Raw genomic sequence first — 25,837 nt, forward strand, 5'->3', positions numbered from 1 at the left:
TCAGCGCATGATGCCGCCGCTACCGTAGCCTTTCAGGTTGGACTTCTTCATCACCGAGTCATATTGATTCGACATGAGATGCGATTGCACCTGGGCCATGAAGTCCATGATGACCACCACCACGATCAGAAGCGACGTACCACCGAAGAAAAACGGTACGTTCCACGCCACGATCAAAAACTGGGGCATCAGGGAAACCGCAGTGATATACAAGGCACCGAACAAGGTCAGACGAGTCATGACCTTGTCGATATAACGAGCGGTCTGCTCGCCGGGGCGAATACCCGGCAGGAAGGCACCTGACTTTTTGAGATTGTCAGCCACATCCTTGGGGTTGAAGACCAGCGCTGTGTAAAAGAAGCAGAAGAATACCACTGCCGCCGCGAAAAGCAAGATGTAAAGCGGCTGCCCGGGCCCGAGAGCCTGAGAGGCACGCTGCAACCACTCCATGCCTTCACCAGCACCTACCCACTGACCGATAGAGGCTGGAAACAGCAGAATACTGGAAGCGAAGATGGCGGGAATAACCCCGGCCATATTGACCTTCAGAGGAAGATAACTGCTTTGTCCCGCATACATCTTGTTGCCAACCTGGCGCCGTGGATAATTCACTTTCAGACGGCGTTGGCCGCGTTCAATGAATACCACGAAGGCCACGGTGGCGACACCTAGCACAGTCAGTGCCAACAGCGGGAGCACGTTCCAGGCACCTTCGTTGCGGGCAAGCTCGAAAGCCTGACCCACGGCGCTGGGCAACCCGGCGACGATACCGGCGAAAATCAGCAGCGAAATACCGTTGCCGATTCCCTTCTCGGTAATCTGCTCCCCCAGCCACATCATGAACACCGCACCCGAGACAAACGTCACGACCGCGGTGAAGAAGAAGCTGAAGTCAGCACTATAAGCAATGCCTTGGCTCGCCAGCCCGACCGACATGCCGGTGGCTTGCACGAACGCCAGCAATACTGTGCCGTAGCGCGTGTACTGGCTGATCTTGCGGCGGCCAGCCTCACCTTCCTTCTTGAGCTGCTCAAGATGGGGTGAAACCGCAGTCAATAGCTGCATGATGATCGACGCCGAGATATAAGGCATGATGCCCAAGGCGAGAACACTCATGCGCTCCAGCGCACCACCCGAGAACATGTTGAACATGCCCAGGATGGTGCCCTGTTGCTCCCTGAACAAGGCAGCAAGCTGGTCAGGATTGATACCGGGCACGGGGATGTGGGCACCGATACGGTACACCACGATGGCGAGGAGCACGAAGCGCAAACGCGCCCACAGTTCACTCAGACCGCTGCCTGTCGCCGGCATGTTTCCTGACTTGGCCATTTAGTCCTCTACCTTGCCACCGGCGGCTTCGATTGCGGTACGGGCACCCTGGGTGACCTTGATACCGCGCACTGTAACCGCCTTGTTCAGTTCGCCGGAAAGGATGATTTTCGCATGCAGCGTGGCATCCTTCAGCACATTTGCCTGCTTCAGGGTTTCCAGAGTGACATCGTCACCGGCAACCTTGGCAAGCTCATCCAGACGGACTTCTTCAGATACACGCGATTTCGCAGACGAGAAGCCGAATTTCGGCAAACGACGCTGCAAAGGCATCTGACCGCCTTCAAAACCAGGCTTGACGCTTCCGCCACTCCGGGCTTTTTGCCCTTTGTGACCACGGCCGCCGGTCTTACCCAGACCGGAGCCGATACCACGACCAACCCGCTTTGCGGCGTGTTTGGAGCCCGGTGCCGGGCTCAAAGTATTGAGTTTCATGGATTACTCTCCCTCAACGCGCACAAGGTAAGTCACCTTGTGGACCATGCCGCGCACGGCAGGGGTGTCTTCCAGCTCAACCGTGTGACCGATGCGACGCAGACCCAGGCCTTTCATTGTGGCCTTGTGCTTGGGCAAGATGCCGATGGTACTGCGGATCTGGGTAACCTTGATCGTTGCTGCCATGGTGTTTACCCCGTGATCGCTTCGACTGACAGACCGCGCTTGGCGGCCACGTCTTCCGGCCCTTGCATGGACGCGAGACCTTTTACAGTCGCCCGTACCACGTTCACCGGGTTGGTGGAACCGTAGCATTTGGCCAGGACGTCATGGACGCCAGCCAGTTCAAGCACGGAGCGCATGGCGCCACCGGCAATGATCCCGGTACCTTCAGAAGCCGGCTGCATGTACACCTTGGAGGCGCCGTGACGGGCCTTTACCGGGTACTGCAGCGTATGGCCGCTGAGGTTGACCTTGACCATGTTGCGACGGGCCTGATCCATCGCTTTCTGAATCGCGATAGGCACTTCACGCGCCTTGCCACGACCGAAACCGACACGACCTTTACCATCACCAACGACAGTCAAAGCGGTGAAGCCGAAAATACGACCACCCTTGACCACCTTGGCGACACGGTTGACCTGCACTAATTTTTCTTGCAGATCGCCGTTGTTCTGTTCGTTCTTCGCCATCGTAAAACCCTTTAGAATTCCAGGCCGCCTTCACGAGCGGCGTCGGCCAGAGCCTTGACGCGACCGTGATATTTGAAACCAGCACGGTCGAAGGCCACCTGGGTGATGCCTGCTTCTTTAGCACGTTCGGCGATCAGGGCGCCCACTTTCGTGGCTGCCTCTGAATTACCGGTCGCACCTTCGCGCAGCGTCTTGTCCAGCGTAGAAGCGCTGGCCAGCACCTTGCCACCATCCGGCGAGATAATCTGCGCATAGATGTGACGCGGGGTACGGTTGACGCACAGGCGATACACGCCCAGCTCGCGGATCTTGGCGCGAGCGCGGCGGGCACGACGGAGACGAGATTCTTTCTTCGCGTTCATAACCCTGCCTTACTTCTTCTTGGCTTCTTTGCGACGCACCTGCTCGTCGACGTACCGAACACCCTTGCCCTTATAGGGCTCAGGCGGACGGAAGGCGCGGATTTCCGCGGCGCACTGACCGAGTGCCTGCTTATCGGCGCTTTTCAGCACGATAAGGGTGTTTTTCGGCGTTTCCGCTGTAACACCTTTAGGCAGTTCGTAGTCGACCGGGTGCGAGAAGCCCAGTGAAAGGTTGAGCGTCTGGCCCTTGGCCTGGGCACGATAACCGACGCCGATGATTTCGAGCGACTTGGTAAAGCCCTCGGATACGCCCGTGACCAGGTTCTGAACCAAGGCGCGGGTAGTACCGGCCATCGCCCAGCTCTTGGCGCTTTCGCTTGGGGCGAAGGTCAGCTTGCCGTCTTCCTGACCGATCACCACATCTTGGTGAATGGTCATGGACAGCGTGCCCTGGCCGCCTTTGACGGTCAGCTTGTCGCCATCAATCTTGATGTCGACACCGGTAGGCACTTTAACCGGATATTTGGCTATACGGGACATATCAGCCTCCTAGAATACGGTGCAGATGACTTCGCCACCGACACCCGCCTGACGTGCGGCGCGATCGGTCATTACCCCGTTGGAGGTAGTGACAATCGCGATACCCAGACCATCGGCGACCTTGGGCAAATCGTCTTTGCCCTTATAGCGGCGCAAAGAAGGCTTGGAAACCCGTTGCAGATGTTCGATTACCGGCTTGCCCTCAAAGTACTTGAGAGTCACGGTCAGCTCGGGCTTGACGCCTTCGCTTACCGCGAGGTCGGTGATGTAGCCCTCGTTTTTCAGCACTTGGGCCACCTCGACCTTCAGCTTGGAGGACGGCATGGTGACCGTCTCCTTGGTGGCCATCTGCGCATTGCGGATACGAGTCAACATATCCGCCAGAGTATCTTGCATGCTCATTTAATGTGCGCTCCTGATAATGCTACGTGACGGTTACCAGCTGGACTTCTTCAGCCCAGGGACATCGCCACGCATGGCGGCTTCACGCAACTTGTTACGGCCGAGGCCGAACTTGGTGTAAAAGCCGTGCGGACGACCGGTGATACGACAGCGGTTACGCTGGCGTACCGGGCTCGAGTCGCGCGGTAGCTGCTGTAGCTTCAGCGTCGCCTCGAAACGGTCTTCCTCAGAAGTATTCACATCCAAGATGATTTTCTTGAGCTCGGCACGCTTGGTGGCATACTTTGCCACCAACTGCGTACGCTTGAGCTCACGCTCTACCATGCTTTTCTTTGCCATGATCCCAACCTTATTTCTTGAACGGGAAGTTCAGCGCGGTAAGTAATGCGCGACCTTCCTCGTCGGTGTTGGCTGTAGTGGTGATGGTGACGTCCAGCCCCCGAATGCGATCGATTTTATCATACTCGATCTCCGGGAAGATGATCTGCTCACGCACCCCCATGGAGTAATTGCCGCGACCGTCGAAGGACTTCGGGTTGAGACCACGGAAGTCACGCACGCGAGGTATCGCGATGTTCACCAAGCGGTCCAGGAAGTCCCACATGCGCTCAGCGCGCAGGGTCACCTTGATGCCGATTGGCCAACCTTCACGCACCTTGAAGCCCGCGATGGACTTGCGTGCCTTCGTCACCAACGGCTTTTGACCGGAAAGCTTTTCCAGGTCACCGATGGCATTGTCGATCAGCTTTTTATCGCTGACCGCGTCGCCGATACCCATGTTCAGTGTCACTTTCGTGACCCGGGGTACCTGCATCACGTTGGCGTAGCTAAACTGCTCACGGAGTTGAGCTACTACCTCGTTTTGATAACGTTCTTTCAAGTTCGCCATTTTGCTACCCGACTCGCGTTAGGCGTCGATCTGCGTCTGCGTCGACTTGTAGATACGTACCTTGGTACCGTCTTCCTTCACTTGGAAGCCGACGCGATCCGCCTTACCGGTCTCCGAATTGAAGATGGCCACGTTGGACGCGTGAATCGGAGCCTCGCGCTCGACGATACCGCCCTGATTTCCCGCCATGGGATTCGGCTTGGTGTGACGTTTAATCATGTTCACACCGGACACGACAAAGCGGTTTTCCAATACCCGCTTGATCGTGCCACGCTTGCCTTTATCCTTCCCGGCGATGACGATGACTTCATCGTCACGTTTGATTTTTTGCATATCCGCCTCGCTCCTTACAGCACTTCAGGCGCCAAGGAAATGATCTTCATGAACTTTTCATTGCGAAGTTCACGAGTTACCGGCCCGAAGATACGGGTACCGATCGGTTGTTCGTTGGTGTTGTTCAACAAAACAGCCGCATTTCCATCGAAACGGATCAGCGAACCGTCTGGACGACGGACGCCACTACGGGTCCGAACCACTACCGCTTTCAGCACTTGGCCTTTTTTGACCTTGCCGCGCGGAATAGCTTCCTTCACCGTTACTTTGATGACATCACCAATACGAGCGTAGCGACGGTGTGAACCGCCTAACACCTTGATGCATTGCACCCGGCGCGCTCCGCTGTTGTCGGCGACATCCAGCATTGTCTGAGTCTGAATCATCGGTTTTCTCCAAACCTAATCTGACTGCACTGGTTTCACAGACCTGGGCGTTAGCCCTTCGCCTGCTCAACCACCTCGACGAGCGACCAAGCTTTTTTCTTGGAAAGCGGACGGCATTCCTGTATGGAAACCGTATCGCCTGCCTTCGCCTGGTTCGTTTCATCATGGGCGTGCAGCTTGGTGGAGCGCTTTACGTATTTTCCGTAGATCGGGTGACGCTCACGACGCTCGATCATTACAACGATGGACTTGTCCATCTTGTCGCTCACCACCTTGCCGGTGAGCGTCCGGGTTTTTTTCTCTTCGGCCATCTCAGTCCCCTGCCTTCTCGTTAAGCACAGTCTTCACGCGGGCGATATCCCGACGGACCTGCTTGAGCAGATGAGTCTGGCTGAGTTGGCCGGTGGCCTTCTGCATGCGCAGGTTGAACTGCTCGCGGAGGAGTTCGAGGAGCTGCTCACGCAGTTCGCCGACTGACTTTTCACGAATTTCGTTGGCTATCATCACATCACCGTCCGTTTCGCAAAGGTGGTGGATATGGGCATCTTCTGTGCAGCGAGAGTGAACGCTTCACGCGCCAACTCTTCCGAAACACCTTCGATCTCATACAGGACCCGACCCGGCTGGATCTGGGCTACCCAGTACTCGACCGAGCCTTTCCCTTTACCCATACGAACTTCGAGCGGCTTCTTGGAAATCGGCTTATCAGGGAAGACGCGGATCCAAATCTTGCCGCCACGCTTAACGTGACGGGTGATCGCACGACGGCCGGCTTCGATCTGGCGCGCAGTAACGCGGCCGCGACCGGTAGCCTTGAGGCCGTATTCCCCGAAGCTGATCTTGCTTCCGCGATGCGCCAGACCACGGTTGCGGCCTTTCATCATCTTGCGGAATTTCATGCGCTTGGGCTGTAACATCGACTCGCTCTCCCCTTACCTGGAACCTTTCTTCTTGGGCGCGTTGCCGGCAGGCTGTTTGGCCTTGGCACGTACTTCCTCGATACCACCGAGGATTTCACCCTTGAAGATCCACACTTTGACGCCGATAACGCCATAGGTGGTGTGAGCTTCGTAAGTGGCGTAGTCGATATCCGCACGCAGAGTATGCAGCGGAACACGACCTTCGCGGTACCATTCGGTACGTGCGATTTCAGCACCACCAAGACGACCAGACAGCTGAATCTTGATGCCACCGGCACCCAGACGCATGGCGTTCTGCACCGCGCGCTTCATCGCACGACGGAACATGACGCGACGCTCAAGCTGACCCGCTACGTTAGCAGCGACTAGCTTGGCATCCAGCTCCGGCTTGCGAACTTCTTCAATGTTCACATGCACCGGCACACCCATCATCTGGGTAAGGTCACGGCGCAGACGATCGACATCTTCGCCCTTCTTGCCGATCACAATACCCGGACGGGCGGTGTGAATGGTGATGCGAGCATTGTTCGCCGGACGCTCGATGTGAATACGGCTCACGGAGGCGTTTTTTAGACGCTCCTCCAGAAAGCTGCGCACTACGAGATCGTTATTGAGCTTATCGGCGTAAGCGCCGCGCTCAGCATACCAGACAGAAGCATGGTCTTTCACAATGCCTAGTCGGATGCCTGTTGGATTGACTTTTTGACCCATCTGGTCGACTCCTACTTCTCGGCTACCTTGACGGTGATGTGGCAAGTGCGCTTCAGAATGCGATCCGCACGGCCCTTGGCGCGCGGACGGATGCGCTTGAGCGTCATACCCTCATCGACGCAGATGGTCGAGACACGCAGCTCGTCGATATCCATGCCGTCGTTTTCTTCCGCGTTTGCAATGGCGGACTGAAGCACTTTCTTGACTAGCTTGGCGGCCTTCTTCGGTGAGAAGGTCAGCAGGTCGAGTGCTTGGGCGACCGGTTTACCGCGCACCTGGTCAGCCACCAAACGGGCCTTCTGGGCGGATAAACGAGCGCCACGCAGCTTAGCTGTGACTTCCATCTCTCAATCCTCTTTGGCTTACCGTTTGGCTTTCTTGTCCGCCGCATGCCCACGGTAAGTGCGGGTGGCAGCGAATTCGCCCAGCTTGTGGCCAACCATTTCCTCGGAGACGTGCACCGGGACGTGTTGGCGACCGTTATGGACTGCAATGGTGAGACCTACCATGTTCGGTAGAATCATGGAGCGACGCGACCAGGTCTTGATCGGTTTGCGATCGCTCTTCTCCACTGCAACCTCAACCTTCTTTAAAAGATGAAGGTCAATGAAAGGACCTTTCTTTAGTGAACGTGGCACAGCCGTTACCCCTTAAATGTCTGTTACTTGGACTTGCGGCGACGAATGATAAGCTTGTCGGTGCGCTTGTTCTTGCGAGTCTTGTGACCCTTGGTCGGGACACCCCAGGGTGATACCGGGTGACGGCCACCGCTTGAACGGCCTTCACCACCACCATGCGGGTGATCTACCGGGTTCATCGCAACACCGCGAACTGTCGGACGCACACCTCTCCAACGCTTCGCACCGGCCTTGCCAAGTTGACGCAGGCTGTGCTCGGAATTGCCCACTTCACCCAAGGTCGCGCGGCATTCAGCCAGGATCTTGCGCATTTCGCCGGAGCGTAAACGCAGGGTGGCGTAATTACCTTCACGCGCTACGAGCTGAGCGCTGGTGCCGGCACTGCGAGCGATTTGCGCGCCCTTGCCCGGTTTGAGCTCGATGCAATGCACCGTGGAACCCAGCGGGATATTACGCAGCGGCAAGGCATTGCCTTTCTTGATGGCGGCGTTAACACCGGATTCCAGCTTGTCGCCTGCCACTACGCCCTTGGGCGCAATGATGTAACGACGCTCGCCATCGGCATACTTGAGCAGCGCAATGTTAGCACTACGGTTCGGGTCGTATTCCAGACGCTCAACGGTGGCGGGAATGCCATCCTTGATACGCTTGAAATCAACAATCCGATAGTGCTGACGGTGACCACCGCCCACGTGGCGGGTGGTGATGCGACCGTTGTTGTTACGGCCACCGGACTTGGACTGTTTTTCGAGCAACGGCGCATAAGCGCGGCCCTTGTACAGCCCATCGCCAACGATCTTGACGACGTGACGACGACCGGCGGATGTGGGTTTGGTCTTGACGATTGCCATTATCCGTACTCCTGCCCTTATTCGGCGCCAGAGAAGTCTTCGAGCGTTTCGCCCGCGGCCAGGGTCACATACGCCTTGCGGTAACCCTTGCGTTGGCCGATGCCGTTTGCAGTACGCTTGGTTTTACCCTTGACGTTCAATACCTGAACGCCACTGACCTTCTTGCCGAATAGAATTTCTACGGCTTTCTTGATCTCGGGCTTGGTGGCATCAGTTGCCACCTTGAAAACGTACTGGTTACGCTCGGCGGCCATCGCGGCCTTTTCGGTCACGTGTGGTCCAAGCAGAACCTTGAATACGCGTTCCTGGTTCATGCCAGCTTCTCCTCGAATTTACGTAGGGCGGAGACGGTGACCAGCACCTTGTCGAAGGCAACCAGGCTCACCGGGTCAGCTGCCGCAACATCCACCACATCTACATGGGGAAGGTTACGGGCGGCCAGATAGAGCGTCTCGTTGACGTCTTCAGTGACGATCAACACCTTTTCAAGGTTCAGCTCTTTCAGCTTGGCAGCAACCTGCTTGGTCTTGGGCGCATCAACTGTGAACTCTTCGATGACGACCAGACGCTCTTGACGCACCAGCTCAGACAGGATCGAACGCATTGCCGCACGGTACATCTTGCGATTGACCTTCTGGCTGTGATCCTGCGGACGTGCCGCGAAGGTCACGCCGCCGCTGCGCCACAGCGGAGAACGGATAGTGCCGGCACGTGCACGGCCGGTGCCCTTCTGACGCCACGGCTTCTTACCACCACCGCGAACATCAGAACGGTTTTTCTGGGCACGAGTCCCCTGACGGCCACCAGCCAAATAGGCGGTGACGACCTGGTGAACCAGTGCCTCGTTGAATTCTTTGCCAAAAGTGGCGTCGGCTACTTCAACGGTACCCGCGCCTGCAGCAAGATTCAGATTCATTGGTAATTATCCCCTTCAGCCTGCTTTCACGGCGCTGCGCACGATGACGTCACTACCGGTTGCTCCCGGTACGGCGCCTTTGATCAGCAACAGATTACGCTCGGCGTCAACACGGACGATTTCGAGGCTCTGAACGGTGCAGCGGACGTTGCCCATCTGACCGGCCATTTTCTTGCCCTTGAAAACGCGACCTGGTGTTTGACACATGCCGATGGAACCCGGCGCGCGATGCGACAGAGAGTTACCGTGGGTCATGTCCTGGGTACGGAAGTTCCAGCGCTTAACAGCACCCTGGAAACCTTTACCCTTGGAGGTGCCGGTCACGTCGACCATCTGACCAGCTTCGAAGAGGGATACAGTGAATTCGCCGCCCACCTGGGGAGTTTCGTCACCTTCTGTCAGGCGGAACTCCTTCAGCGAACGACCAGCCTCCACACCCGCCTTGGCAAATAGACCTGCCCTGGCTTTGGTAAGGTGCTTGGCTTTGCGGGAGCCAGTTGTTACCTGAACCGCGGCGTAACCATCGGATTCGACCGATTTCACGCAAGTGATGCGGTTAGGCTCAACTTCAATAACGGTTACAGGCACGGATGCGCCATCTTCGGTGAAGACACGAGTCATGCCCGCCTTCTTACCGACTAAACCGATAGTCATGTTCAGTCTCCTATAGTGTACGGGGCTGTCACCCGCTATGGCTGCCCTTTCCAGAGCATTCCACTAGCACATTGTATGGCGCCGTCTCGGCGTGGCGGCTGCTGCTTGGCGTACTGATGCCAGGCGCTGGGCCGCGAGTGTCTAGTGTGGTTAGTCGAGTTTGATTTGAACGTCTACGCCAGCGGCGAGATCGAGCTTCATCAATGCATCGACAGTCTTTTCAGTGGGTTCGACAATGTCGAGCACACGCTTATGAGTACGAATCTCATACTGATCACGCGCATCCTTGTTGACGTGCGGTGAAATCAGAATGGTAAAACGCTCGCGATTGGTCGGTAGCGGTATCGGACCACGAACCTGAGCACCAGTACGCTTGGCGGTTTCTACGATCTCCGCCGTGGACTGATCGATCAGGCGATGGTCGAATGCTTTCAACCGAATGCGAATCTTCTGGTTCTGCATTTGCCCTAAACTCCCATGGATGTTGACGGCGCGAGCCGTCTACCCACGCATTCAAAGGATGCGCATTATAGGCACGCCAGAAGTGAGTGTCAAACACTTCACTACCGGTGCGCAGAAAAGGGGGCTCAGCTGAGCCCCCTTGATCATTCAAGCAACGGTCTTACTTGATGATCTTGGCTACAACGCCCGCACCGACGGTACGACCGCCTTCACGAATAGCGAAGCGCAGACCATCATCCATAGCGATCGGAGCGATCAAGGTAACAACCATCTGAACGTTGTCACCCGGCATGACCATTTCCACGCCTTCCGGCAGTTCACAAGTACCGGTTACATCGGTGGTACGGAAGTAGAACTGCGGACGGTAGCCCTTGAAGAAAGGCGTATGACGACCACCTTCTTCCTTGGACAACACATAGACTTCAGCTTCGAAGACTGTGTGCGGATTGATGCTGCCCGGCTTGGCCAGAACCTGGCCACGCTCGACATCATCACGCTTGGTGCCGCGCAACAGGGCGCCAACGTTCTCACCCGCACGACCTTCGTCGAGCAGCTTGCGGAACATTTCGACACCGGTCACGACGGTTTTGGTGGTGTCGCGAATACCCACGATTTCCACTTCTTCACCGGCCTTGACTACACCGCGCTCAACACGACCGGTTACCACGGTACCGCGGCCGGAGATGGAGAACACGTCTTCGATCGGCATCAGGAACGGCTGGTCGATAGCACGCTCCGGCTCCGGAATGTAGTCATCCAGGGCCTTGATCAGATTGGCAACAGCGGTGGTGCCCATGCCATTCTCATCTTCACCATTCAGCGCCATCAGCGCGGAACCAGTGATGATCGGTGTGTCGTCACCCGGGAAGTCGTACTGATCGAGAAGCTCACGAACTTCCATTTCGACCAGCTCGAGCAGCTCTTCGTCATCGACCATGTCCGCCTTGTTCAGGAACACAACGATGTACGGTACGCCGACCTGGCGAGACAGCAGGATGTGCTCGCGCGTCTGCGGCATCGGGCCGTCAGCAGCGGAACAGACCAGGATAGCGCCGTCCATCTGGGCGGCACCGGTGATCATGTTCTTGACGTAGTCGGCGTGCCCCGGGCAGTCGACGTGCGCGTAGTGACGCGCCTCGGACTGGTACTCGACGTGAGAGGTAGCGATGGTGATACCGCGCTCACGCTCTTCCGGTGCGTTGTCGATGGCGTCGAACTCACTCCATTTGCCACCGAAAACTTCGGCGGAAACACGAGTCAGGGCCGCTGTCAGTGTCGTTTTACCGTGGTCAACGTGACCGATGGTACCGACGTTGACGTGCGGTTTGGAACGTTCAAATTTTTCCTTAGCCACTGCTATAACCTCTTTACGTTGCTAACGGTTAACCGTTTTGGTTGATGACGGCTTCTACGACGCTGGAGGGCGCCTCGTCGTACTTCGCGAACTCCATAGAGTAGCTCGCACGGCCCTGGGACTGAGAACGCAGGTCGGTTGCGTAACCGAACATCTCGCCCAGCGGCACCGTTGCGCGGATGACTTTACCAGCAGAGGAGTCATCCATGCCCTGCACCAGACCGCGACGACGGCTCAGGTCACCCATGACGTCACCCATAAATTCTTCGGGGGTCACGACCTCGACCTTCATCACCGGTTCCAGCAGCACGGCCTTGGCTTTCCTGGCACCTTCTTTGACCGCCATGGAAGAAGCAATCTTGAACGCGGTCTCGTTGGAGTCCACGTCATGGAAGGAACCATCGTACAGCGTGACCTTGACGTCGATCATCGGGTAACCCGCGATGACCCCGTTCTTCAGCTGCTCGTAAGCCCCTTTTTCAACAGCCGGGATGTATTCCTTGGGAACCACACCACCGACGATTTCGTTGACGAACTTGAAGAAGATTTCGTCCTCTCCCTCGCCTTTCTCGGCATAGGTAAGCGGTTCGATGCGCAGGTGCACGTGACCATACTGGCCGCGACCACCGGACTGACGAACGAACTTGCCTTCCTGCTCGATGCTACCGCGAATGGTTTCGCGGTAAGCAACCTGCGGCTTACCAATATTGGCTTCGACCTTGAACTCGCGACGCATACGGTCGACGAGGATATCCAGGTGCAGCTCACCCATACCGGAGATGATGGTCTGCCCGGTTTCTTCGTCGGTCTTGACCTGGAAGGAGGGGTCTTCCTGAGCGAGCTTGCCCAGCGCCACACCCATCTTTTCCTGGTCAGCCTTGGACTTCGGCTCGACGGCAACCGAGATCACCGGATCAGGGAATTCCATACGTTCAAGGACGATCTTGTGATTGATGTCACACAGCGTATCGCCGGTGGTGACATCTTTCATACCGATACAGGCGGCGATATCGCCGGCACGCACTTCCTTGATCTCTTCACGCGAGTTGGCATGCATCTGAACGATACGACCGACACGCTCTTTCTTGCTCTTGACCGAATTGAAGACGCCGTCGCCCGAGTTAAGCACCCCGGAATAGACGCGAATAAAGGTCAGAGTACCCACGAAGGGATCCGTGGCGATCTTGAACGCCAGGGCGGCAAATGGCGCCTCGTCGTTCGCTTCACGGGTCTCGATGGTGCCGTCCTTATCGTCCAGCTCACCTTCGATGGGCTTGACTTCGGTCGGCGACGGCATGTACTCAATCACGCCATCCAGAACGGCTTGCACGCCCTTGTTCTTGAAGGCGCTGCCGCAGGTCACCAGAACCACATCGTTGGCCAGAGTACGCGCACGCAGGCCGGACTTGATTTCCTCGACGGTCAGCTCTACGCCTTCTAGATACTTGTCCATCAGTTCATCAGTGCCTTCAGCGGCAGCTTCGACCATTTCTTCGCGGTACTTCTCAGCGGTGGCCTGAAGTTCGGCAGGAATATCGACCAGATCATAGGTCATACCCTTGTCGTCTTCATTCCAGAGAATACCCTTCATCTGGATCAGATCGATAACGCCCTTGAAGTCTTCTTCCGTGCCCCAGTTGATCTGGATCGGCACGGCCTTGGCACCGAGACGCTCCTTGAGCTGCTCGACAACCATGAAGAAGTCAGCACCGGTACGGTCCATCTTGTTGACGAACACCATGCGCGGCACTTCGTACTTGTTGGCCTGGCGCCATACCGTTTCGGTCTGCGGCTGCACGCCGGAGGAGCCACACAGCACCACCACGGCACCATCGAGCACGCGCAGGGAACGTTCGACTTCGATAGTGAAGTCAACGTGCCCAGGAGTGTCGATGATGTTAATGCGGTGCTCGGGGAACTGCTTGTTCATACCCTGCCAGAAACAGGTCGTTGCCGCGGAGGTGATAGTGATACCACGCTCCTGCTCCTGCTCCATCCAGTCCATGGTGGCAGCACCATCATGAACTTCACCGACCTTGTGGGAAAGGCCGGTATAAAACAGGACGCGCTCGGTCGTAGTGGTTTTACCAGCGTCGACGTGAGCAACGATCCCGATATTGCGATAACGGTCAAGTGGTGTCTTGCGAGCCACGGTGAAACTCCCGTTGGTTGGCGATGCGTTGTGAAGCGATGCGTTTCTAGTCAGCAGCCGTCATCGCCTGGCGATGACGGCAGAAGCAGATTCTCGACGCCTGCAGCTTGAAAAGCGCTGCATTTGGAAAATCGCTTTCATTAGAAACGCGACCCCTGAAAAACGCTGCTCTTAGAAACGATAGTGAGAGAAGGCCTTGTTGGCTTCCGCCATACGATGCACGTCTTCACGCTTCTTCACCGCAGAACCTTTACCTTCGGCGGCGTCGAGCATTTCACCTGCCAGACGCTGCACCATGGTCTTTTCACCGCGACGACGCGCCGCGTCCACCAGCCAACGCATGGCCAGAGCCTGACGGCGAGACGGACGCACTTCAACCGGCACCTGGTAAGTCGCACCGCCTACGCGGCGCGACTTCACTTCGACCATGGGCTGGATGGTTTCCAATGCCTTGTCGAAGATTTCCAGCGGCTCTTCCTTGCTGCGCTCGGCAACCTTGTCAAGCGCACCATAGACGATGCTTTCCGCGACTGATTTCTTGCCACTCACCATCAAATGGTTCATGAACTTTGCCAGGCGCTCACTTCCGAACTTAGGATCCGGGAGGATTTCGCGTTTGGCTACAATTCTTCTTCTAGGCATGATAAGCCCTCAATTAAGGATCCTTCAGGTAAACCCGGAACTTAGCGATAGCGCTTATGCTATGCCGCCCGACCTTACTCTTATCAGACCGTCATGTACGTAACGACGAGTTACCGGCATCAAGCGACGTTAACCGCTTGCCGCTGGCCATATATCATCAGGATTTCGGGCGTTTGGTACCGTACTTGGAACGGCCCTGCTTACGGCCCTGCACGCCAGAGGTATCCAAGGCGCCGCGCACGGTGTGATAGCGCACACCGGGCAAATCCTTGACCCTACCGCCGCGAATCAGAACCACGGAGTGTTCCTGAAGATTGTGACCTTCACCACCAATGTAGGAAGACACCTCGAAACCGTTGGTCAGGCGCACACGGCAAACCTTACGCAACGCCGAGTTCGGCTTCTTGGGGGTAGTGGTATATACGCGGGTGCAAACGCCGCGTTTTTGCGGGCAGGCCTGAAGCGCCGGGACATCACTCTTGGTGACAGGGCGCTTGCGCGGCTTGCGCACTAGCTGATTGATTGTTGCCATGGTGTGTAGCTGACTCCAATGGTTGCCTTGCCTTCTAGCAGATGCGGGCGTACCCACCCCACTGTTAAAGGCTGCGCATTCTAATGGCTGACGATACCGGTCGTCAAGCGTTGCCGGCAGGTTATATGCCGGCAACCAACGACCGTCAGGTCAGGGTTTATGCTTAAAGCGCTTCGTCGTCGGAGTCCAGCGCAGTCAACTGCGCTCCCAACTCCTGCTCCACCTCGGTAGCCGAGGGACGAATCTCCTGTTCGACGCCTTCGCGTCTGCGACGACGTTCGGCGTGGTGAGTCAAGCCGGTACCGGCCGGGATCAAACGTCCCACCACCACGTTTTCTTTCAGGCCACGCAAGTAATCGCGCTTGCCGGTGACTGCAGCTTCGGTCAGTACCCGCGTGGTTTCCTGGAACGAAGCCGCGGAAATGAACGACTCCGTGGCCAGGCTGGCCTTGGTGATACCCAACAGCATACGCTGATACTTGGCCGGAAATTTGTCTTCCTTTTCCAGGCGGGCATTCTGTTCCAGCACACGCACCAGTTCGGCTTGATCGCCGGTAATGAAGTCGGAATCACCGGAATCGGTAATCTCGACCTTGCGCAGCATCTGACGCACGATGACTTCGATGTGCTTGTCGTTAATGCCCACGCCCTGGAGACGATAAACTTCCTGAACCTCGGCGGTGATGTACTTGGCCAGTTCCGCAACCCCCAGCAGACGCAGAATATCGTGCGGGCTACTCGGGCCGTGGGAAATCACTTCGCCCTTCTCTACCGCTTCCCCTTCGAAGACCGCAATCTGACGCCACTTGGGAATCAGCAGTTCGAACGGATCACCGGATTCCGGGGTAATCGTCAAGCGACGCTTGCCCTTGGTTTCCTTGCCGAAGCTGATCACGCCGTCGATTTCGGCCAGAATAGCCGGTTCCTTGGGCTTACGCGCTTCAAACAGATCCGCCACACGCGGCAGACCACCGGTGATGTCCTTGTTGGCCGATGCTTCCACCGGAATACGCGCCACGACTTCACCCACACCGATGGTCGCGCCATTTTCGGTGGAGATGATGGAACGACCTGGCAGCAGGTACTGAACCGGCGTGTTGGAGCCGGATACCGACACGTATTCGCCGGCGCTGTCCTGCAGCATGATCATCGGGCGCTTGTCACGCCCAGCCATCGGCCGTGCCGCAGACTCGATCACTTCGATGGACGACAGACCGGTCATCTCATCGACGGTACGGTGCATGGTCACGCCTTCGTCAAGATCGATGTACTGTGCCCTACCTTCGACTTCGGCAATGATCGGGTGAGTGTGCGGGTCCCACTTGGCCACGGTCTGGCCGGCTTCGATGTAATCGCCGTCCTTCGCCGAAAGCTCGGCACCGTAGGGCAACTTATAATATTCGCGCTCGCGACCATGATCGTCGGCAACCGCCAAGGCGCTCGAACGAGAGACCACCACCAGCTTGCCGTCGCCACGCTCCACGTGCTTGATGTTGTGCAGACGCACCGTACCACCATGCTTGACCTGAACGCTATCCACCGCCGAGGAACGCGAGGCCGCGCCGCCGATGTGGAAGGTACGCATGGTCAGCTGAGTACCCGGCTCACCGATGGACTGTGCCGCAATGACACCCACCGATTCGCCGATATTGACCTGGTGGCCACGCGCCAGATCACGCCCGTAGCAGGACGCACAGACGCCGTGAGCGGTCTCACAGGTAATGGTGCTACGCACGATGATCTCATCGACACCCATGGTATCGAGCTCGGCGCACCATTTCTCATCGAGCAAGGTGCCGCGGGCGAGCAACACTTCCTGCGAAACCGGATCGATGACGTCTTGAGCAACCACACGCCCCAGCACACGCTGGGACAGCGGCACGATGATGTCGCCACCCTCGATGATCGGGTGCAGCGTCAAACCTTTATCGGTGCCACAGTCAATCTCGGTGATCACCAAGTCCTGAGCAACGTCAACCAAGCGACGCGTAAGGTAACCGGAGTTGGCCGTCTTGAGAGCGGTATCCGCCAAACCTTTACGCGCACCGTGTGTCGAGATGAAATACTGAAGTACGTTCAAACCTTCACGGAAGTTGGCCACGATCGGTGTTTCGATGATCGAGCCGTCAGGCTTGGCCATCAAGCCGCGCATACCCGCCAGCTGACGGATCTGGGCGGCAGAACCACGGGCGCCGGAGTCGGCCATGATAAACACGCTGTTGAACGAGTCCTGTTCGACTTCGTTGCCATCGCGGTCGATCACCGTTTCCTTGGAAATACCCGCCATCATCGCCTTGGCCACTTTATCGTTGGCCTTGGACCAGATATCGATGACCTTGTTGTACTTCTCACCGGCGGTCACCAGGCCAGAAGAGAACTGGTCTTCGATCTCTTTAACTTCTGCTTCGGCGGCGTCGACAATCTCGGTTTTCGCTTTCGGAATAACGAAGTCATTGACGCCGATGGAGGCACCCGACCAGGTTGCCAGACGAAAGCCGGTGTACATCAATTGGTCAGCGAAGATCACCGTCGGCTTGAGGCCGGCACGGCGATAGACTTCATTGATCAGTTTGGAGATGGCCTTCTTCTTCATCGGCTGATCGATCAGCGCGAAGGGCACACCTTCTGGCAGGATGCGGAACAGCATCGCACGACCCACTGTGGTGTCGTAGATGCGACGATGGTCAGTGCGCTCACCGGTCTCTTCGTCGACGTCCACTTCTTCCAGACGGACCTTGACCCGAGCGTGCAGCGAAACGTTCTGGGTGCCGAAAGCGCGCTCGACCTCATTGAGGTTCGAGAACACCATGCCCTCGCCCTTGGCGTTGATCTTTTCGCGGGTCATGTAATACAGACCCAAGACCACATCCTGGGACGGTACGATGATCGGCTCACCATTGGCCGGTGACAGCACGTTGTTAGTGGCCATCATCAGCGCCCGCGCTTCGAGCTGGGCTTCCAAGGTCAGCGGTACGTGGACCGCCATCTGGTCACCGTCGAAGTCGGCGTTATAGGCAGCACACACCAGCGGGTGCAGCTGGATCGCCTTGCCTTCGATCAACAGCGGCTCGAACGCCTGGATGCCCAGGCGGTGCAGCGTCGGTGCGCGGTTGAGCAGTACCGGGTGTTCACGGATAACATCGGCAAGGATGTCCCATACTTCCGGCAGCTCGCGCTCGACCATCTTCTTGGCGGCCTTGATCGTTGAGGCGTAGCCCAACGACTGCAGCTTGGAATAGATGAACGGCTTGAACAGCTCCAGCGCCATTTTCTTGGGCAGACCACACTGGTGCAGACGCAGGGTCGGACCCACGGTGATTACCGAGCGGCCGGAGTAATCGACACGCTTGCCCAGCAGGTTCTGACGGAAGCGCCCCTGCTTACCCTTGATCATGTCGGCGAGCGATTTCAGCGGGCGCTTGTTGGAACCGGTAATCGCACGACCGCGACGGCCGTTATCCAGCAGCGCATCGACCGCTTCCTGGAGCATGCGCTTCTCGTTGCGCACAATGATATCCGGCGCATTGAGATCGAGCAGACGCTTCAGGCGGTTGTTACGGTTGATCACACGACGATAAAGGTCGTTGAGATCCGAGGTCGCAAAGCGGCCGCCGTCCAGCGGTACCAGCGGACGCAGGTCCGGCGGCAGCACCGGCAGCACTTCCATGACCATCCACGCCGGCGCATTGCCGGAGTGGTAGAAAGCTTCCAAAAGCTTCAGGCGCTTGGAGAGCTTCTTGATCTTGGTTTCGGAATTGGTCTGCGGAATTTCTTCGCGCAAGTGATTGATCTCTTCTTCGAGATCGATGTCCTTGAGCAATTCCTGCACCGCTTCGGCACCCATGCGGGCATCGAAGTCGTCGCCGAATTCTTCCAGCGCTTCGAAGTACTGCTCGTCGTTGAGCAACTGACCACGCTCAAGCGTGGTCATGCCCGGGTCGATGACCACGAAGCTTTCGAAATACAGCACACGCTCGATGTCGCGCAGGGTCATGTCGAGGAACATGCCGATACGTGACGGCAGCGACTTCAGAAACCAGATGTGCGCAACCGGCGAGGCCAGCTCGATGTGCCCCATGCGCTCGCGGCGCACGGCGGCCTTGGTCACTTCAACGCCACACTTTTCGCAGATGATGCCACGATGCTTCATGCGCTTGTATTTGCCGCACAGGCATTCGTAGTCCTTCACCGGGCCGAAGATCTTGGCGCAGAACAGGCCGTCCCGCTCCGGCTTGAAGGTGCGGTAGTTGATGGTCTCAGGCTTCTTCACCTCGCCGAAGGACCAGGAGCGAATCATGTCCGGAGACGCCAGGGTAATCTTGATCGCGTCAAACTCTTCGGACTGAGACTGCGATTTGAGGACTTTCACCAAATCTTTCATTCGGAGGCTCCTAGCTCTCTAACTCGATATCGATGCCCAGCGAGCGGATTTCCTTCACCAACACATTGAAGGATTCCGGCATGCCTGCCTGCATGGTGTGATCGCCGTCCACGATGTTCTTGTACATCTTGGTGCGACCTTCCACATCATCGGACTTGACCGTGAGCATTTCTTGAAGCGTATAGGCCGCACCGTAAGCTTCCAGTGCCCAGACCTCCATCTCACCGAAGCGCTGACCACCAAACTGTGCCTTACCACCCAGCGGCTGCTGCGTTACCAGCGAATAAGAGCCGGTGGAACGGGCGTGCATCTTGTCATCGACCAGGTGGTTGAGCTTGAGCATGTACATGTAGCCCACTGTCACCGGACGGTCAAAGAGATCCCCGCTACGCCCGTCGTAAAGTGCCATTTGCCCGGATTCCGGCAGATCGGCAAGCTTCAACAGGTGTTTGATCTCGTGTTCCTTGGCACCGTCAAATACCGGCGTGGCCATGGGAACACCGCCTTTCAAGTTCTTGGCCAGGGCGATGATTTCGTCGTCGGTCAGCGAATCCAGATCTTCGATCCGCGTTCCCGGCGTGTTGTAGACCTGCCCCAGGAAGTCACGAATTTCGGCGACCTGCTGACCACGTGCATCACGCAGCATGGCGTCGATTTTCATGCCCAACCCACGTGCGGCCATGCCCAGGTGAGTCTCGAGAATCTGACCCACGTTCATACGTGACGGTACACCCAAGGGGTTGAGGACCACGTCGACCGGCTCACCGTTATCGTCGAACGGCATGTCTTCGATCGGCATGATGGCCGAGATGACACCCTTGTTACCGTGACGGCCGGCCATCTTGTCGCCCGGCTGAATACGACGCTTGACCGCCATATACACCTTGACGATCTTGAGCACGCCCGGTGCGAGATCATCGCCCTGGGTCAGCTTGCGCTTCTTGTCTTCGAAGCGCTCGTCCATTTCCTTGCGACGATTTTCTAGCTGCTCGTCAGCCTGAGCCAGCAGCTCATTGAACGCTTCATCCTGGAGGCGCAACTTGAACCACTGCTGGCGCGGCAGTTCGTCCAGATACTCATCGGTAAGCACGTCGCCTTTGCCAAGCGCAGGACCACCGTTGACCACCTGGCCTTCCAGGGTACGCTTGAGACGCTCGAACGTCGCATCTTCAGCAATACGGTAGGTTTCCTGGAGATCCTTGCGCACTTCATCGAGCTGCATGCGTTCGATAACAAGCGCGCGGGAATCCTTTTCCACCCCATCACGAGTGAAGACCTGGACATCGATGATGGTGCCCTTGATGCCGGTCGGAGCGCGCAGTGAGGTATCTTTCACATCACTCGCCTTCTCACCGAAGATGGCACGCAACAACTTTTCTTCCGGTGTCAGCTGGGTTTCACCCTTGGGCGTCACCTTACCGACCAGAATATCCCCGGGGCCGACTTCAGCACCGATATACACCACGCCCGCTTCATCCAGTTTGGATAGCGCCGACTCGCCCACGTTGGGAATATCGGCGGTGATTTCTTCAGAGCCCAACTTGGTGTCCCGCGACACGCAGGTCAGCTCCTGGATATGGATGGTAGTGAAGCGGTCTTCCTGGACCACCCGCTCGGAAAGCAGGATGGAATCCTCGAAGTTGTAGCCGTTCCAGGGCATGAAGGCCATGCGCATGTTCTGGCCCAGGGCCAGATCGCCCATGTCGATAGACGGACCATCGGCCAGAATATCGTCACGTGCCACTACATCACCGGGGCGCACGATGGGGCGCTGGTTCATGCAGGTGTTCTGGTTGGAACGGGTGTACTTGGTCAGGTTGTAGATATCCACCCCGGCTTCACCGCCGATGATTTCATCTTCGTTGACCCGTACCACAACCCGGCGCGCATCCACCGAGTCGATCACCCCGCCACGCCGTGCCACGGCGCAGACGCCGGAGTCACGCGCCACGAAACGTTCCATGCCGGTACCCACCAACGGCTTCTCGGCACGCAGGGTCGGCACCGCCTGACGCTGCATGTTGGAACCCATCAGGGCACGGTTGGCGTCATCGTGCTCGAGGAACGGAATCAGGGCCGCGGCTACGGATACCACCTGGCGCGGCGACACATCCATCAGCGTGACCTGCTCGGGACGCATGAAGGTGGTTTCACCCTTATGACGCACCTGCACCAGATCATCGCTGAGCTTGCCGGATTCATCCACGGCAGCCGATGCCTGAGCGATGACGTAATCACCTTCCTCGATTGCCGAGAGATGGACGATTTCATCGTTCAGCTGGCGGTCTATCACCTTGCGGTACGGCGTCTCGAGGAAGCCGTAGCTGTTGGTGTGACTATAGGTGGCCAGAGAGTTGATCAGGCCGATGTTCGGCCCTTCCGGTGTTTCGATCGGGCATAGACGGCCGTAGTGCGTGGCGTGAACGTCACGCACTTCGAAGCCGGCACGTTCACGGGTCAAACCACCCGGGCCAAGCGCCGAGACACGCCGTTTGTGCGTCACCTCGGAAAGCGGATTGTTCTGGTCCATGAACTGCGAGAGCTGACTGGAACCGAAGAACTCCTTGACCGCCGCCGCCACCGGCTTGGCATTGATCAAATCCTGCGGCATCAGGCCTTCGCTCTCGGCCATCGAGAGGCGCTCCTTGACCGCACGCTCGACACGTACCAAGCCCACGCGGAACTGGTTTTCGGCCATTTCGCCGACACAGCGAATACGACGGTTGCCCAGATGGTCGATATCGTCGACATTGCCGAAGCCGTTACGGATGCTGATCAATTCCTTGAGCACATCCAGAATATCGCGACGGTCGAGCACACCGGAACCGGTATCGGTATCGCGGCGCAGGCGACGATTGAACTTCATGCGTCCAACGCCCGACAGGTCGTAACGATCTTCAGTAAAGAACAGGTTGTGGAACAGCGTTTCGGCGGCTTCCTTGGTAGGCGGCTCGCCGGGACGCATCATGCGATAAATCTCCACCAACGCTTCAAGTGCTGAGTTGGTGGTGTCCAGCTTGAGGGTATCGGAGATGAACGAACCGCAATCCAGATCGTTGGTGTACAACGTTTCCAGTTGGGTAATCTTCGCCTGACCCAGACGCTCCAGCAATTCCGGGGTGATTTCGGTATTACATGGGCAGATCAGCTCACCGGTGCTGGGGTCTACCTGATCCTTGGCCAACGTTTTGCCGAACAGGTACTCCATCGGCACGTTCAGGCGCTCAAGGCCAGTTTTTTCCAACTGGCGGATATGCTTCTGGGTGATACGTCGACCTTCTTCGACAATCACGTTGCCATCGGCATCCTGAATATCGAAGGTGGCAGTTTCACCGCGCAGGCGCGAAGGCACCAGCACGACAGAGAAACCGGATTTCTCCACATGGAAGATGCTGGTTTCGAAGAATTCTCCGAGAATTTCCTCGGTGCTCATTCCCAGGGCACGCATCAGTACGCTTGCCGGCAGCTTGCGGCGACGGTCGATACGCACAAAAACGTTGTCTTTGGGATCGAATTCGAAGTCCAGCCAGGAGCCACGGTAAGGAATCACTCGAGCGGAGTATAAAAGCTTCCCCGAGGAGTGGCTCTTGCCCTTGTCGTGATCAAAGAACACACCGGGCGAGCGGTGCAGCTGGGAAACGATGACACGCTCGGTACCATTGATTACAAAGGTGCCGTTCTCGGTCATCAGGGGCATTTCCCCCATGTAGACTTCCTGCTCCTTGATATCCTTGATCGCCTTGTTGGAAGAGTCGCGATCGTAGATGATCAAACGAACCTTCACGCGCAGCGGTGCCGAATAAGTCACGCCGCGCAACTGGCATTCCTTGACATCGAATGCTGGCGTACCAAAGCGATAGCTGACATATTCCAGCCCTGCGCTACCGGAGAAGCTCTCGATCGGGAACACGGATTTGAACGCCGCGTGCAGGCCAATTTCATGGCGCTCGTCGGGCGAACGATCCTGCTGGAGAAAGTCGTAATAGGAATCAAGCTGGATCGCCAGCAAGTAAGGCACATCCATCACTTGGGGCAGTTTGCCGAAATCCTTGCGGATGCGTTTTTTCTCAGTATATGAGTAAGCCATCTGTATTCCCCAGCTTGTTCACCATGGGTGACCGATGCGTAGTCATCGCTGCCCGGCGGGCTTCGTCAGGCACTGACGGCAAGCTCCCTGTGGGGCAGCTCGCCGTCGTAATTCTTGAACGATATATCTTTAACAACAGAAAAAGGCCGACAGCGGGATTTCCCGCCGCCAGCCGTGGAAGCTTACGCAGCGCGTGAAGCCGTGAGCACAATAATTACTTGAGCTCGACGGTCGCGCCGGCGTCTTCCAGTTTCTTCTTGGCTTCTTCAGCGTCATCCTTGGACATGGCTTCCTTGATGGTAGCCGGTGCGCCGTCAACGGCACCCTTGGCTTCCTTCAGGCCCAGACCAGTGATTTCGCGAACAGCCTTGATCACGTTGACTTTCTTGTCACCGGTAGCGGTCAGCACCAGGTCGAATTCAGTCTGTTCTTCTTCAACAGCAGCTTCGCCACCCGGGCCTGCAACCACGGCCGCAGCGGCAGAAACGCCGAACTTCTCTTCCATTGCCTCGATCAGCTCGACAACTTCCATTACGGACATGTCGGCAACAGCGGTAATGATATCGTCTTTGGTCAGTGCCATTTTCATTTCCTAAACTTTGCGGGAGTTTCGACAACGCGAAAACTCAAGGATTCAATGTTCGGCTCGGGCGGTTCAAAACCACCCACGCAGGTACCGATTTAAGCGGCTGCTTCCTGCTTCTGGTCGCGCAAGGCGGCCAAGGTCCGAACCAGCTTGCCGGCGGAGGCTTCTTTCATTACCGACATCAGCTTGGCGATAGCTTCATCGTACGTCGGCAGTGTTGCCAGACGGTCAATGTCGCTTGCCGGGATCAGCTCGCCTTCGTAGGCCAGCGCCTTGACTTCGAAGCTCTTCTCATCCTTGGAGAATTCCTTGAACAAACGAGCGGCAGCGCCCGGATGATCAGTGGAAAACGCCAACAGAGTCGGGCCCACGAAGCTATCGTTCAGGCATTCCCACTGGGTGCCTGACAGGGCGCGGCGTGCCAGGGTGTTGCGCACAACACGGATCTGGACACCATTCTCACGGGCCTGCTTGCGCAGGTCGGTCATCTTGCCGACCGTAACACCACGAGAATCGGCAACTACGACGGAGAGAGCGCCCTTGGCCGCTTCACTGACCTCGGCAACAATTGCTTTCTTGCCTTCAAGTGCTAGTGGCACAATGATCACTCCTTCGTGCCGGAACCTTGGTAGGAAGGCTCCGGTGGTTACCATCTCTTCCCGCCTGTGCTGTGGCGTCGTACGCGTACCGCACACACCGACGGGAAGCCTTGGGGATGGTGCCCACCAGCCTTGGCTAACTGGAGGCGACACCATCTGCGCAGGCGCCTGGGGCGATTAAGCCGCTCGTTCAAAACGAAGAGCGGCACCTGCGGTCTTTGACGGCGCCCCGAACGAATGGCACGGGGACCGCAAAGTTATTGCCTGTTACTCGACCCAGCCTGATTTACACCAGTGCGGAATGGTCGAGGGTCAAACCCGGGCCCATGGTAGAGGACAGGGTCACTTTCTGGAGATAAATACCTTTGGACGTGCTCGGCTTGAGACGCTTCAGGTCGGCAACCAGCGCTTCCAGGTTGCCCTGGATGGCGGCGGCGTCAAAGTCGACCTTGCCCAATGTGGTATGAATGATGCCGTTCTTGTCGGTACGGAAACGCACCTGACCCGCTTTGGCATTCTTCACCGCGGTGGCGACATCTGGGGTCACGGTACCGACCTTGGGGTTCGGCATCAGACCGCGCGGACCGAGGATCTGGCCCAGCTGGCCAACCACACGCATGGCGTCCGGCGAGGCGATAACCACGTCGAAGTCCATCACGCCTTTCTTGACCTGGTCAGCCAGGTCTTCCATGCCCACGATGTCGGCACCGGCTTCTTTCGCGGCGTCGGCATTGGCACCCTGGGTAAAGACGGCAACGCGCACGTCCTTGCCAGTACCATTGGGCATGACGGTGGCGCCACGCACGACCTGGTCGGATTTACGCGGGTCAACACCCAGGTTGATCGCGACATCCAGAGATTCATTGAACTTGACAGTGGACAGAGCGCTGAGCAGTGCCACGGCCTCTTCCAGCGGATAGGCCTTGTTAGTATCGACCTTTTCCTTGATCAGCTGGGCGCGCTTGGATAATTTAGCCATGA

31 protein-coding genes are annotated in these 25,837 nt (G+C 57.3%); all 31 read right to left on the minus strand.

From position 1 onward, the window contains the following. Positions 1–1,332: a preprotein translocase subunit SecY gene (secY, locus tag DU506_RS04595; RefSeq protein WP_114485769.1), complete on the minus strand. Its 1,332-nt coding sequence runs from the start codon at positions 1,330–1,332 to the stop codon at positions 1–3. Then, on the minus strand, positions 1,333–1,767 hold the full coding sequence (gene rplO / locus DU506_RS04600) for a 50S ribosomal protein L15 (RefSeq protein ID WP_114485770.1): 435 nt from the start codon (positions 1,765–1,767) through the stop codon (positions 1,333–1,335). A 3-nt stretch (positions 1,768–1,770) separates the two neighbouring features. After that, positions 1,771–1,953: a 50S ribosomal protein L30 gene (gene rpmD / locus DU506_RS04605; RefSeq protein WP_114485771.1), complete on the minus strand. Its 183-nt coding sequence runs from the start codon at positions 1,951–1,953 to the stop codon at positions 1,771–1,773. A 5-nt stretch (positions 1,954–1,958) separates the two neighbouring features. Then, the gene (gene rpsE, locus DU506_RS04610; RefSeq protein WP_114485772.1) at positions 1,959–2,459 is read right to left on the minus strand and encodes a 30S ribosomal protein S5; all 501 of its coding nucleotides are present in this window, start codon (positions 2,457–2,459) and stop codon (positions 1,959–1,961) included. A gap of 11 nt (positions 2,460–2,470) precedes the next feature. Continuing rightward, positions 2,471–2,821, minus strand: coding sequence for a 50S ribosomal protein L18 (gene rplR, locus DU506_RS04615; protein ID WP_114485773.1), 351 nt, complete (start codon positions 2,819–2,821; stop codon positions 2,471–2,473). Between the two features lie 9 nt (positions 2,822–2,830). Then, on the minus strand, positions 2,831–3,361 hold the full coding sequence (rplF, locus tag DU506_RS04620) for a 50S ribosomal protein L6 (protein WP_114485774.1): 531 nt from the start codon (positions 3,359–3,361) through the stop codon (positions 2,831–2,833). 9 nt (positions 3,362–3,370) lie between these two features. Continuing rightward, positions 3,371–3,763, minus strand: coding sequence for a 30S ribosomal protein S8 (gene rpsH, locus DU506_RS04625; RefSeq protein WP_114485775.1), 393 nt, complete (start codon positions 3,761–3,763; stop codon positions 3,371–3,373). 33 nt (positions 3,764–3,796) lie between these two features. Beyond that, positions 3,797–4,102: a 30S ribosomal protein S14 gene (gene rpsN, locus DU506_RS04630; protein WP_114485776.1), complete on the minus strand. Its 306-nt coding sequence runs from the start codon at positions 4,100–4,102 to the stop codon at positions 3,797–3,799. A gap of 10 nt (positions 4,103–4,112) precedes the next feature. Beyond that, the gene (rplE, locus tag DU506_RS04635) at positions 4,113–4,652 is read right to left on the minus strand and encodes a 50S ribosomal protein L5 (RefSeq protein ID WP_114485777.1); all 540 of its coding nucleotides are present in this window, start codon (positions 4,650–4,652) and stop codon (positions 4,113–4,115) included. An 18-nt stretch (positions 4,653–4,670) separates the two neighbouring features. Beyond that, positions 4,671–4,985: a 50S ribosomal protein L24 gene (gene rplX / locus DU506_RS04640; protein ID WP_114485778.1), complete on the minus strand. Its 315-nt coding sequence runs from the start codon at positions 4,983–4,985 to the stop codon at positions 4,671–4,673. Positions 4,986–4,999: 14 nt separating this feature from the next. Further along, positions 5,000–5,371 (minus strand): 50S ribosomal protein L14, encoded by a 372-nt coding sequence (gene rplN, locus DU506_RS04645; protein WP_096276513.1) that lies wholly within the window; start codon positions 5,369–5,371, stop codon positions 5,000–5,002. A gap of 50 nt (positions 5,372–5,421) precedes the next feature. Next, positions 5,422–5,682 (minus strand): 30S ribosomal protein S17, encoded by a 261-nt coding sequence (rpsQ, locus tag DU506_RS04650; RefSeq protein WP_114485779.1) that lies wholly within the window; start codon positions 5,680–5,682, stop codon positions 5,422–5,424. Position 5,683: 1 nt separating this feature from the next. Further along, positions 5,684–5,875: a 50S ribosomal protein L29 gene (rpmC, locus tag DU506_RS04655; protein WP_114485780.1), complete on the minus strand. Its 192-nt coding sequence runs from the start codon at positions 5,873–5,875 to the stop codon at positions 5,684–5,686. Further along, complete coding sequence (gene rplP / locus DU506_RS04660; RefSeq protein ID WP_114485781.1) at positions 5,875–6,288, minus strand: 50S ribosomal protein L16; 414 nt, start codon at positions 6,286–6,288, stop codon at positions 5,875–5,877. The genes rpmC and rplP overlap by 1 nt, the downstream gene beginning before the upstream one ends. A gap of 15 nt (positions 6,289–6,303) precedes the next feature. Then, complete coding sequence (gene rpsC, locus DU506_RS04665) at positions 6,304–7,002, minus strand: 30S ribosomal protein S3 (protein ID WP_114485782.1); 699 nt, start codon at positions 7,000–7,002, stop codon at positions 6,304–6,306. Positions 7,003–7,013: 11 nt separating this feature from the next. Beyond that, positions 7,014–7,346 (minus strand): 50S ribosomal protein L22, encoded by a 333-nt coding sequence (gene rplV / locus DU506_RS04670; RefSeq protein ID WP_114485783.1) that lies wholly within the window; start codon positions 7,344–7,346, stop codon positions 7,014–7,016. Between the two features lie 18 nt (positions 7,347–7,364). Further along, positions 7,365–7,640, minus strand: coding sequence for a 30S ribosomal protein S19 (gene rpsS, locus DU506_RS04675; RefSeq protein WP_114485784.1), 276 nt, complete (start codon positions 7,638–7,640; stop codon positions 7,365–7,367). A 23-nt stretch (positions 7,641–7,663) separates the two neighbouring features. Then, positions 7,664–8,491, minus strand: coding sequence for a 50S ribosomal protein L2 (gene rplB, locus DU506_RS04680; RefSeq protein WP_114485785.1), 828 nt, complete (start codon positions 8,489–8,491; stop codon positions 7,664–7,666). A gap of 17 nt (positions 8,492–8,508) precedes the next feature. Continuing rightward, positions 8,509–8,805 (minus strand): 50S ribosomal protein L23, encoded by a 297-nt coding sequence (gene rplW / locus DU506_RS04685; RefSeq protein WP_114485786.1) that lies wholly within the window; start codon positions 8,803–8,805, stop codon positions 8,509–8,511. Next, on the minus strand, positions 8,802–9,407 hold the full coding sequence (gene rplD / locus DU506_RS04690; protein WP_114485787.1) for a 50S ribosomal protein L4: 606 nt from the start codon (positions 9,405–9,407) through the stop codon (positions 8,802–8,804). The genes rplW and rplD overlap by 4 nt, the downstream gene beginning before the upstream one ends. 15 nt (positions 9,408–9,422) lie before the next feature. After that, positions 9,423–10,061 (minus strand): 50S ribosomal protein L3, encoded by a 639-nt coding sequence (gene rplC / locus DU506_RS04695; protein ID WP_114485788.1) that lies wholly within the window; start codon positions 10,059–10,061, stop codon positions 9,423–9,425. A gap of 150 nt (positions 10,062–10,211) precedes the next feature. Beyond that, positions 10,212–10,523 carry a 30S ribosomal protein S10 gene (rpsJ, locus tag DU506_RS04700; RefSeq protein ID WP_114485789.1) on the minus strand — a complete coding sequence of 104 codons (312 nt, stop codon included), beginning with the start codon at positions 10,521–10,523 and terminating at the stop codon, positions 10,212–10,214. A 160-nt stretch (positions 10,524–10,683) separates the two neighbouring features. Further along, complete coding sequence (gene tuf / locus DU506_RS04705; RefSeq protein ID WP_114485790.1) at positions 10,684–11,877, minus strand: elongation factor Tu; 1,194 nt, start codon at positions 11,875–11,877, stop codon at positions 10,684–10,686. 28 nt (positions 11,878–11,905) lie between these two features. After that, positions 11,906–14,029, minus strand: a complete 2,124-nt coding sequence (gene fusA / locus DU506_RS04710) for an elongation factor G (protein WP_114485791.1) — start codon at positions 14,027–14,029, stop codon at positions 11,906–11,908. A gap of 171 nt (positions 14,030–14,200) precedes the next feature. Next, complete coding sequence (rpsG, locus tag DU506_RS04715) at positions 14,201–14,671, minus strand: 30S ribosomal protein S7 (protein ID WP_114485792.1); 471 nt, start codon at positions 14,669–14,671, stop codon at positions 14,201–14,203. A gap of 157 nt (positions 14,672–14,828) precedes the next feature. Beyond that, positions 14,829–15,203: a 30S ribosomal protein S12 gene (gene rpsL / locus DU506_RS04720; RefSeq protein WP_114485793.1), complete on the minus strand. Its 375-nt coding sequence runs from the start codon at positions 15,201–15,203 to the stop codon at positions 14,829–14,831. A gap of 163 nt (positions 15,204–15,366) precedes the next feature. Beyond that, on the minus strand, positions 15,367–19,584 hold the full coding sequence (rpoC, locus tag DU506_RS04725) for a DNA-directed RNA polymerase subunit beta' (RefSeq protein WP_114485794.1): 4,218 nt from the start codon (positions 19,582–19,584) through the stop codon (positions 15,367–15,369). A gap of 10 nt (positions 19,585–19,594) precedes the next feature. Next, positions 19,595–23,671 carry a DNA-directed RNA polymerase subunit beta gene (rpoB, locus tag DU506_RS04730; RefSeq protein WP_114485795.1) on the minus strand — a complete coding sequence of 1,359 codons (4,077 nt, stop codon included), beginning with the start codon at positions 23,669–23,671 and terminating at the stop codon, positions 19,595–19,597. 214 nt (positions 23,672–23,885) lie between these two features. Continuing rightward, positions 23,886–24,254: a 50S ribosomal protein L7/L12 gene (gene rplL, locus DU506_RS04735; RefSeq protein WP_114485796.1), complete on the minus strand. Its 369-nt coding sequence runs from the start codon at positions 24,252–24,254 to the stop codon at positions 23,886–23,888. A gap of 98 nt (positions 24,255–24,352) precedes the next feature. Further along, positions 24,353–24,856 (minus strand): 50S ribosomal protein L10, encoded by a 504-nt coding sequence (rplJ, locus tag DU506_RS04740; protein ID WP_114485797.1) that lies wholly within the window; start codon positions 24,854–24,856, stop codon positions 24,353–24,355. A 286-nt stretch (positions 24,857–25,142) separates the two neighbouring features. Beyond that, the gene (gene rplA / locus DU506_RS04745; protein ID WP_114485798.1) at positions 25,143–25,835 is read right to left on the minus strand and encodes a 50S ribosomal protein L1; all 693 of its coding nucleotides are present in this window, start codon (positions 25,833–25,835) and stop codon (positions 25,143–25,145) included. Between the last annotated feature and the right edge of the window lie 2 nt (positions 25,836–25,837).

Origin of the sequence: Vreelandella rituensis (assembly GCF_003336665.1) — a bacterium.
Classification (GTDB): Bacteria; Pseudomonadota; Gammaproteobacteria; order Pseudomonadales; family Halomonadaceae; genus Vreelandella; species Vreelandella rituensis.

Bases quoted from the DNA above. Each gene is read 5' to 3' on its own strand.
- secY (WP_114485769.1), bottom strand. From the start codon at position 1,332: ATGGCCAAGTCAGGAAACATGCCGGCGACAGGCAGCGGTCTGAGTGAA.
- rplO (WP_114485770.1), bottom strand. From the start codon at position 1,767: ATGAAACTCAATACTTTGAGCCCGGCACCGGGCTCCAAACACGCCGCA.
- rpmD (WP_114485771.1), bottom strand. From the start codon at position 1,953: ATGGCAGCAACGATCAAGGTTACCCAGATCCGCAGTACCATCGGCATC.
- rpsE (WP_114485772.1), bottom strand. From the start codon at position 2,459: ATGGCGAAGAACGAACAGAACAACGGCGATCTGCAAGAAAAATTAGTG.
- rplR (WP_114485773.1), bottom strand. From the start codon at position 2,821: ATGAACGCGAAGAAAGAATCTCGTCTCCGTCGTGCCCGCCGCGCTCGC.
- rplF (WP_114485774.1), bottom strand. From the start codon at position 3,361: ATGTCCCGTATAGCCAAATATCCGGTTAAAGTGCCTACCGGTGTCGAC.
- rpsH (WP_114485775.1), bottom strand. From the start codon at position 3,763: ATGAGCATGCAAGATACTCTGGCGGATATGTTGACTCGTATCCGCAAT.
- rpsN (WP_114485776.1), bottom strand. From the start codon at position 4,102: ATGGCAAAGAAAAGCATGGTAGAGCGTGAGCTCAAGCGTACGCAGTTG.
- rplE (WP_114485777.1), bottom strand. From the start codon at position 4,652: ATGGCGAACTTGAAAGAACGTTATCAAAACGAGGTAGTAGCTCAACTC.
- rplX (WP_114485778.1), bottom strand. From the start codon at position 4,985: ATGCAAAAAATCAAACGTGACGATGAAGTCATCGTCATCGCCGGGAAG.
- rplN (WP_096276513.1), bottom strand. From the start codon at position 5,371: ATGATTCAGACTCAGACAATGCTGGATGTCGCCGACAACAGCGGAGCG.
- rpsQ (WP_114485779.1), bottom strand. From the start codon at position 5,682: ATGGCCGAAGAGAAAAAAACCCGGACGCTCACCGGCAAGGTGGTGAGC.
- rpmC (WP_114485780.1), bottom strand. From the start codon at position 5,875: ATGATAGCCAACGAAATTCGTGAAAAGTCAGTCGGCGAACTGCGTGAG.
- rplP (WP_114485781.1), bottom strand. From the start codon at position 6,288: ATGTTACAGCCCAAGCGCATGAAATTCCGCAAGATGATGAAAGGCCGC.
- rpsC (WP_114485782.1), bottom strand. From the start codon at position 7,002: ATGGGTCAAAAAGTCAATCCAACAGGCATCCGACTAGGCATTGTGAAA.
- rplV (WP_114485783.1), bottom strand. From the start codon at position 7,346: ATGGAAGTCACAGCTAAGCTGCGTGGCGCTCGTTTATCCGCCCAGAAG.
- rplB (WP_114485785.1), bottom strand. From the start codon at position 8,491: ATGGCAATCGTCAAGACCAAACCCACATCCGCCGGTCGTCGTCACGTC.
- rplW (WP_114485786.1), bottom strand. From the start codon at position 8,805: ATGAACCAGGAACGCGTATTCAAGGTTCTGCTTGGACCACACGTGACC.
- rplD (WP_114485787.1), bottom strand. From the start codon at position 9,407: ATGAATCTGAATCTTGCTGCAGGCGCGGGTACCGTTGAAGTAGCCGAC.
- rplC (WP_114485788.1), bottom strand. From the start codon at position 10,061: ATGACTATCGGTTTAGTCGGTAAGAAGGCGGGCATGACTCGTGTCTTC.
- rpsJ (WP_114485789.1), bottom strand. From the start codon at position 10,523: ATGCAGAACCAGAAGATTCGCATTCGGTTGAAAGCATTCGACCATCGC.
- rpsG (WP_114485792.1), bottom strand. From the start codon at position 14,671: ATGCCTAGAAGAAGAATTGTAGCCAAACGCGAAATCCTCCCGGATCCT.
- rpsL (WP_114485793.1), bottom strand. From the start codon at position 15,203: ATGGCAACAATCAATCAGCTAGTGCGCAAGCCGCGCAAGCGCCCTGTC.
- rpoC (WP_114485794.1), bottom strand. From the start codon at position 19,584: ATGAAAGATTTGGTGAAAGTCCTCAAATCGCAGTCTCAGTCCGAAGAG.
- rpoB (WP_114485795.1), bottom strand. From the start codon at position 23,671: ATGGCTTACTCATATACTGAGAAAAAACGCATCCGCAAGGATTTCGGC.
- rplL (WP_114485796.1), bottom strand. From the start codon at position 24,254: ATGGCACTGACCAAAGACGATATCATTACCGCTGTTGCCGACATGTCC.
- rplA (WP_114485798.1), bottom strand. From the start codon at position 25,835: ATGGCTAAATTATCCAAGCGCGCCCAGCTGATCAAGGAAAAGGTCGAT.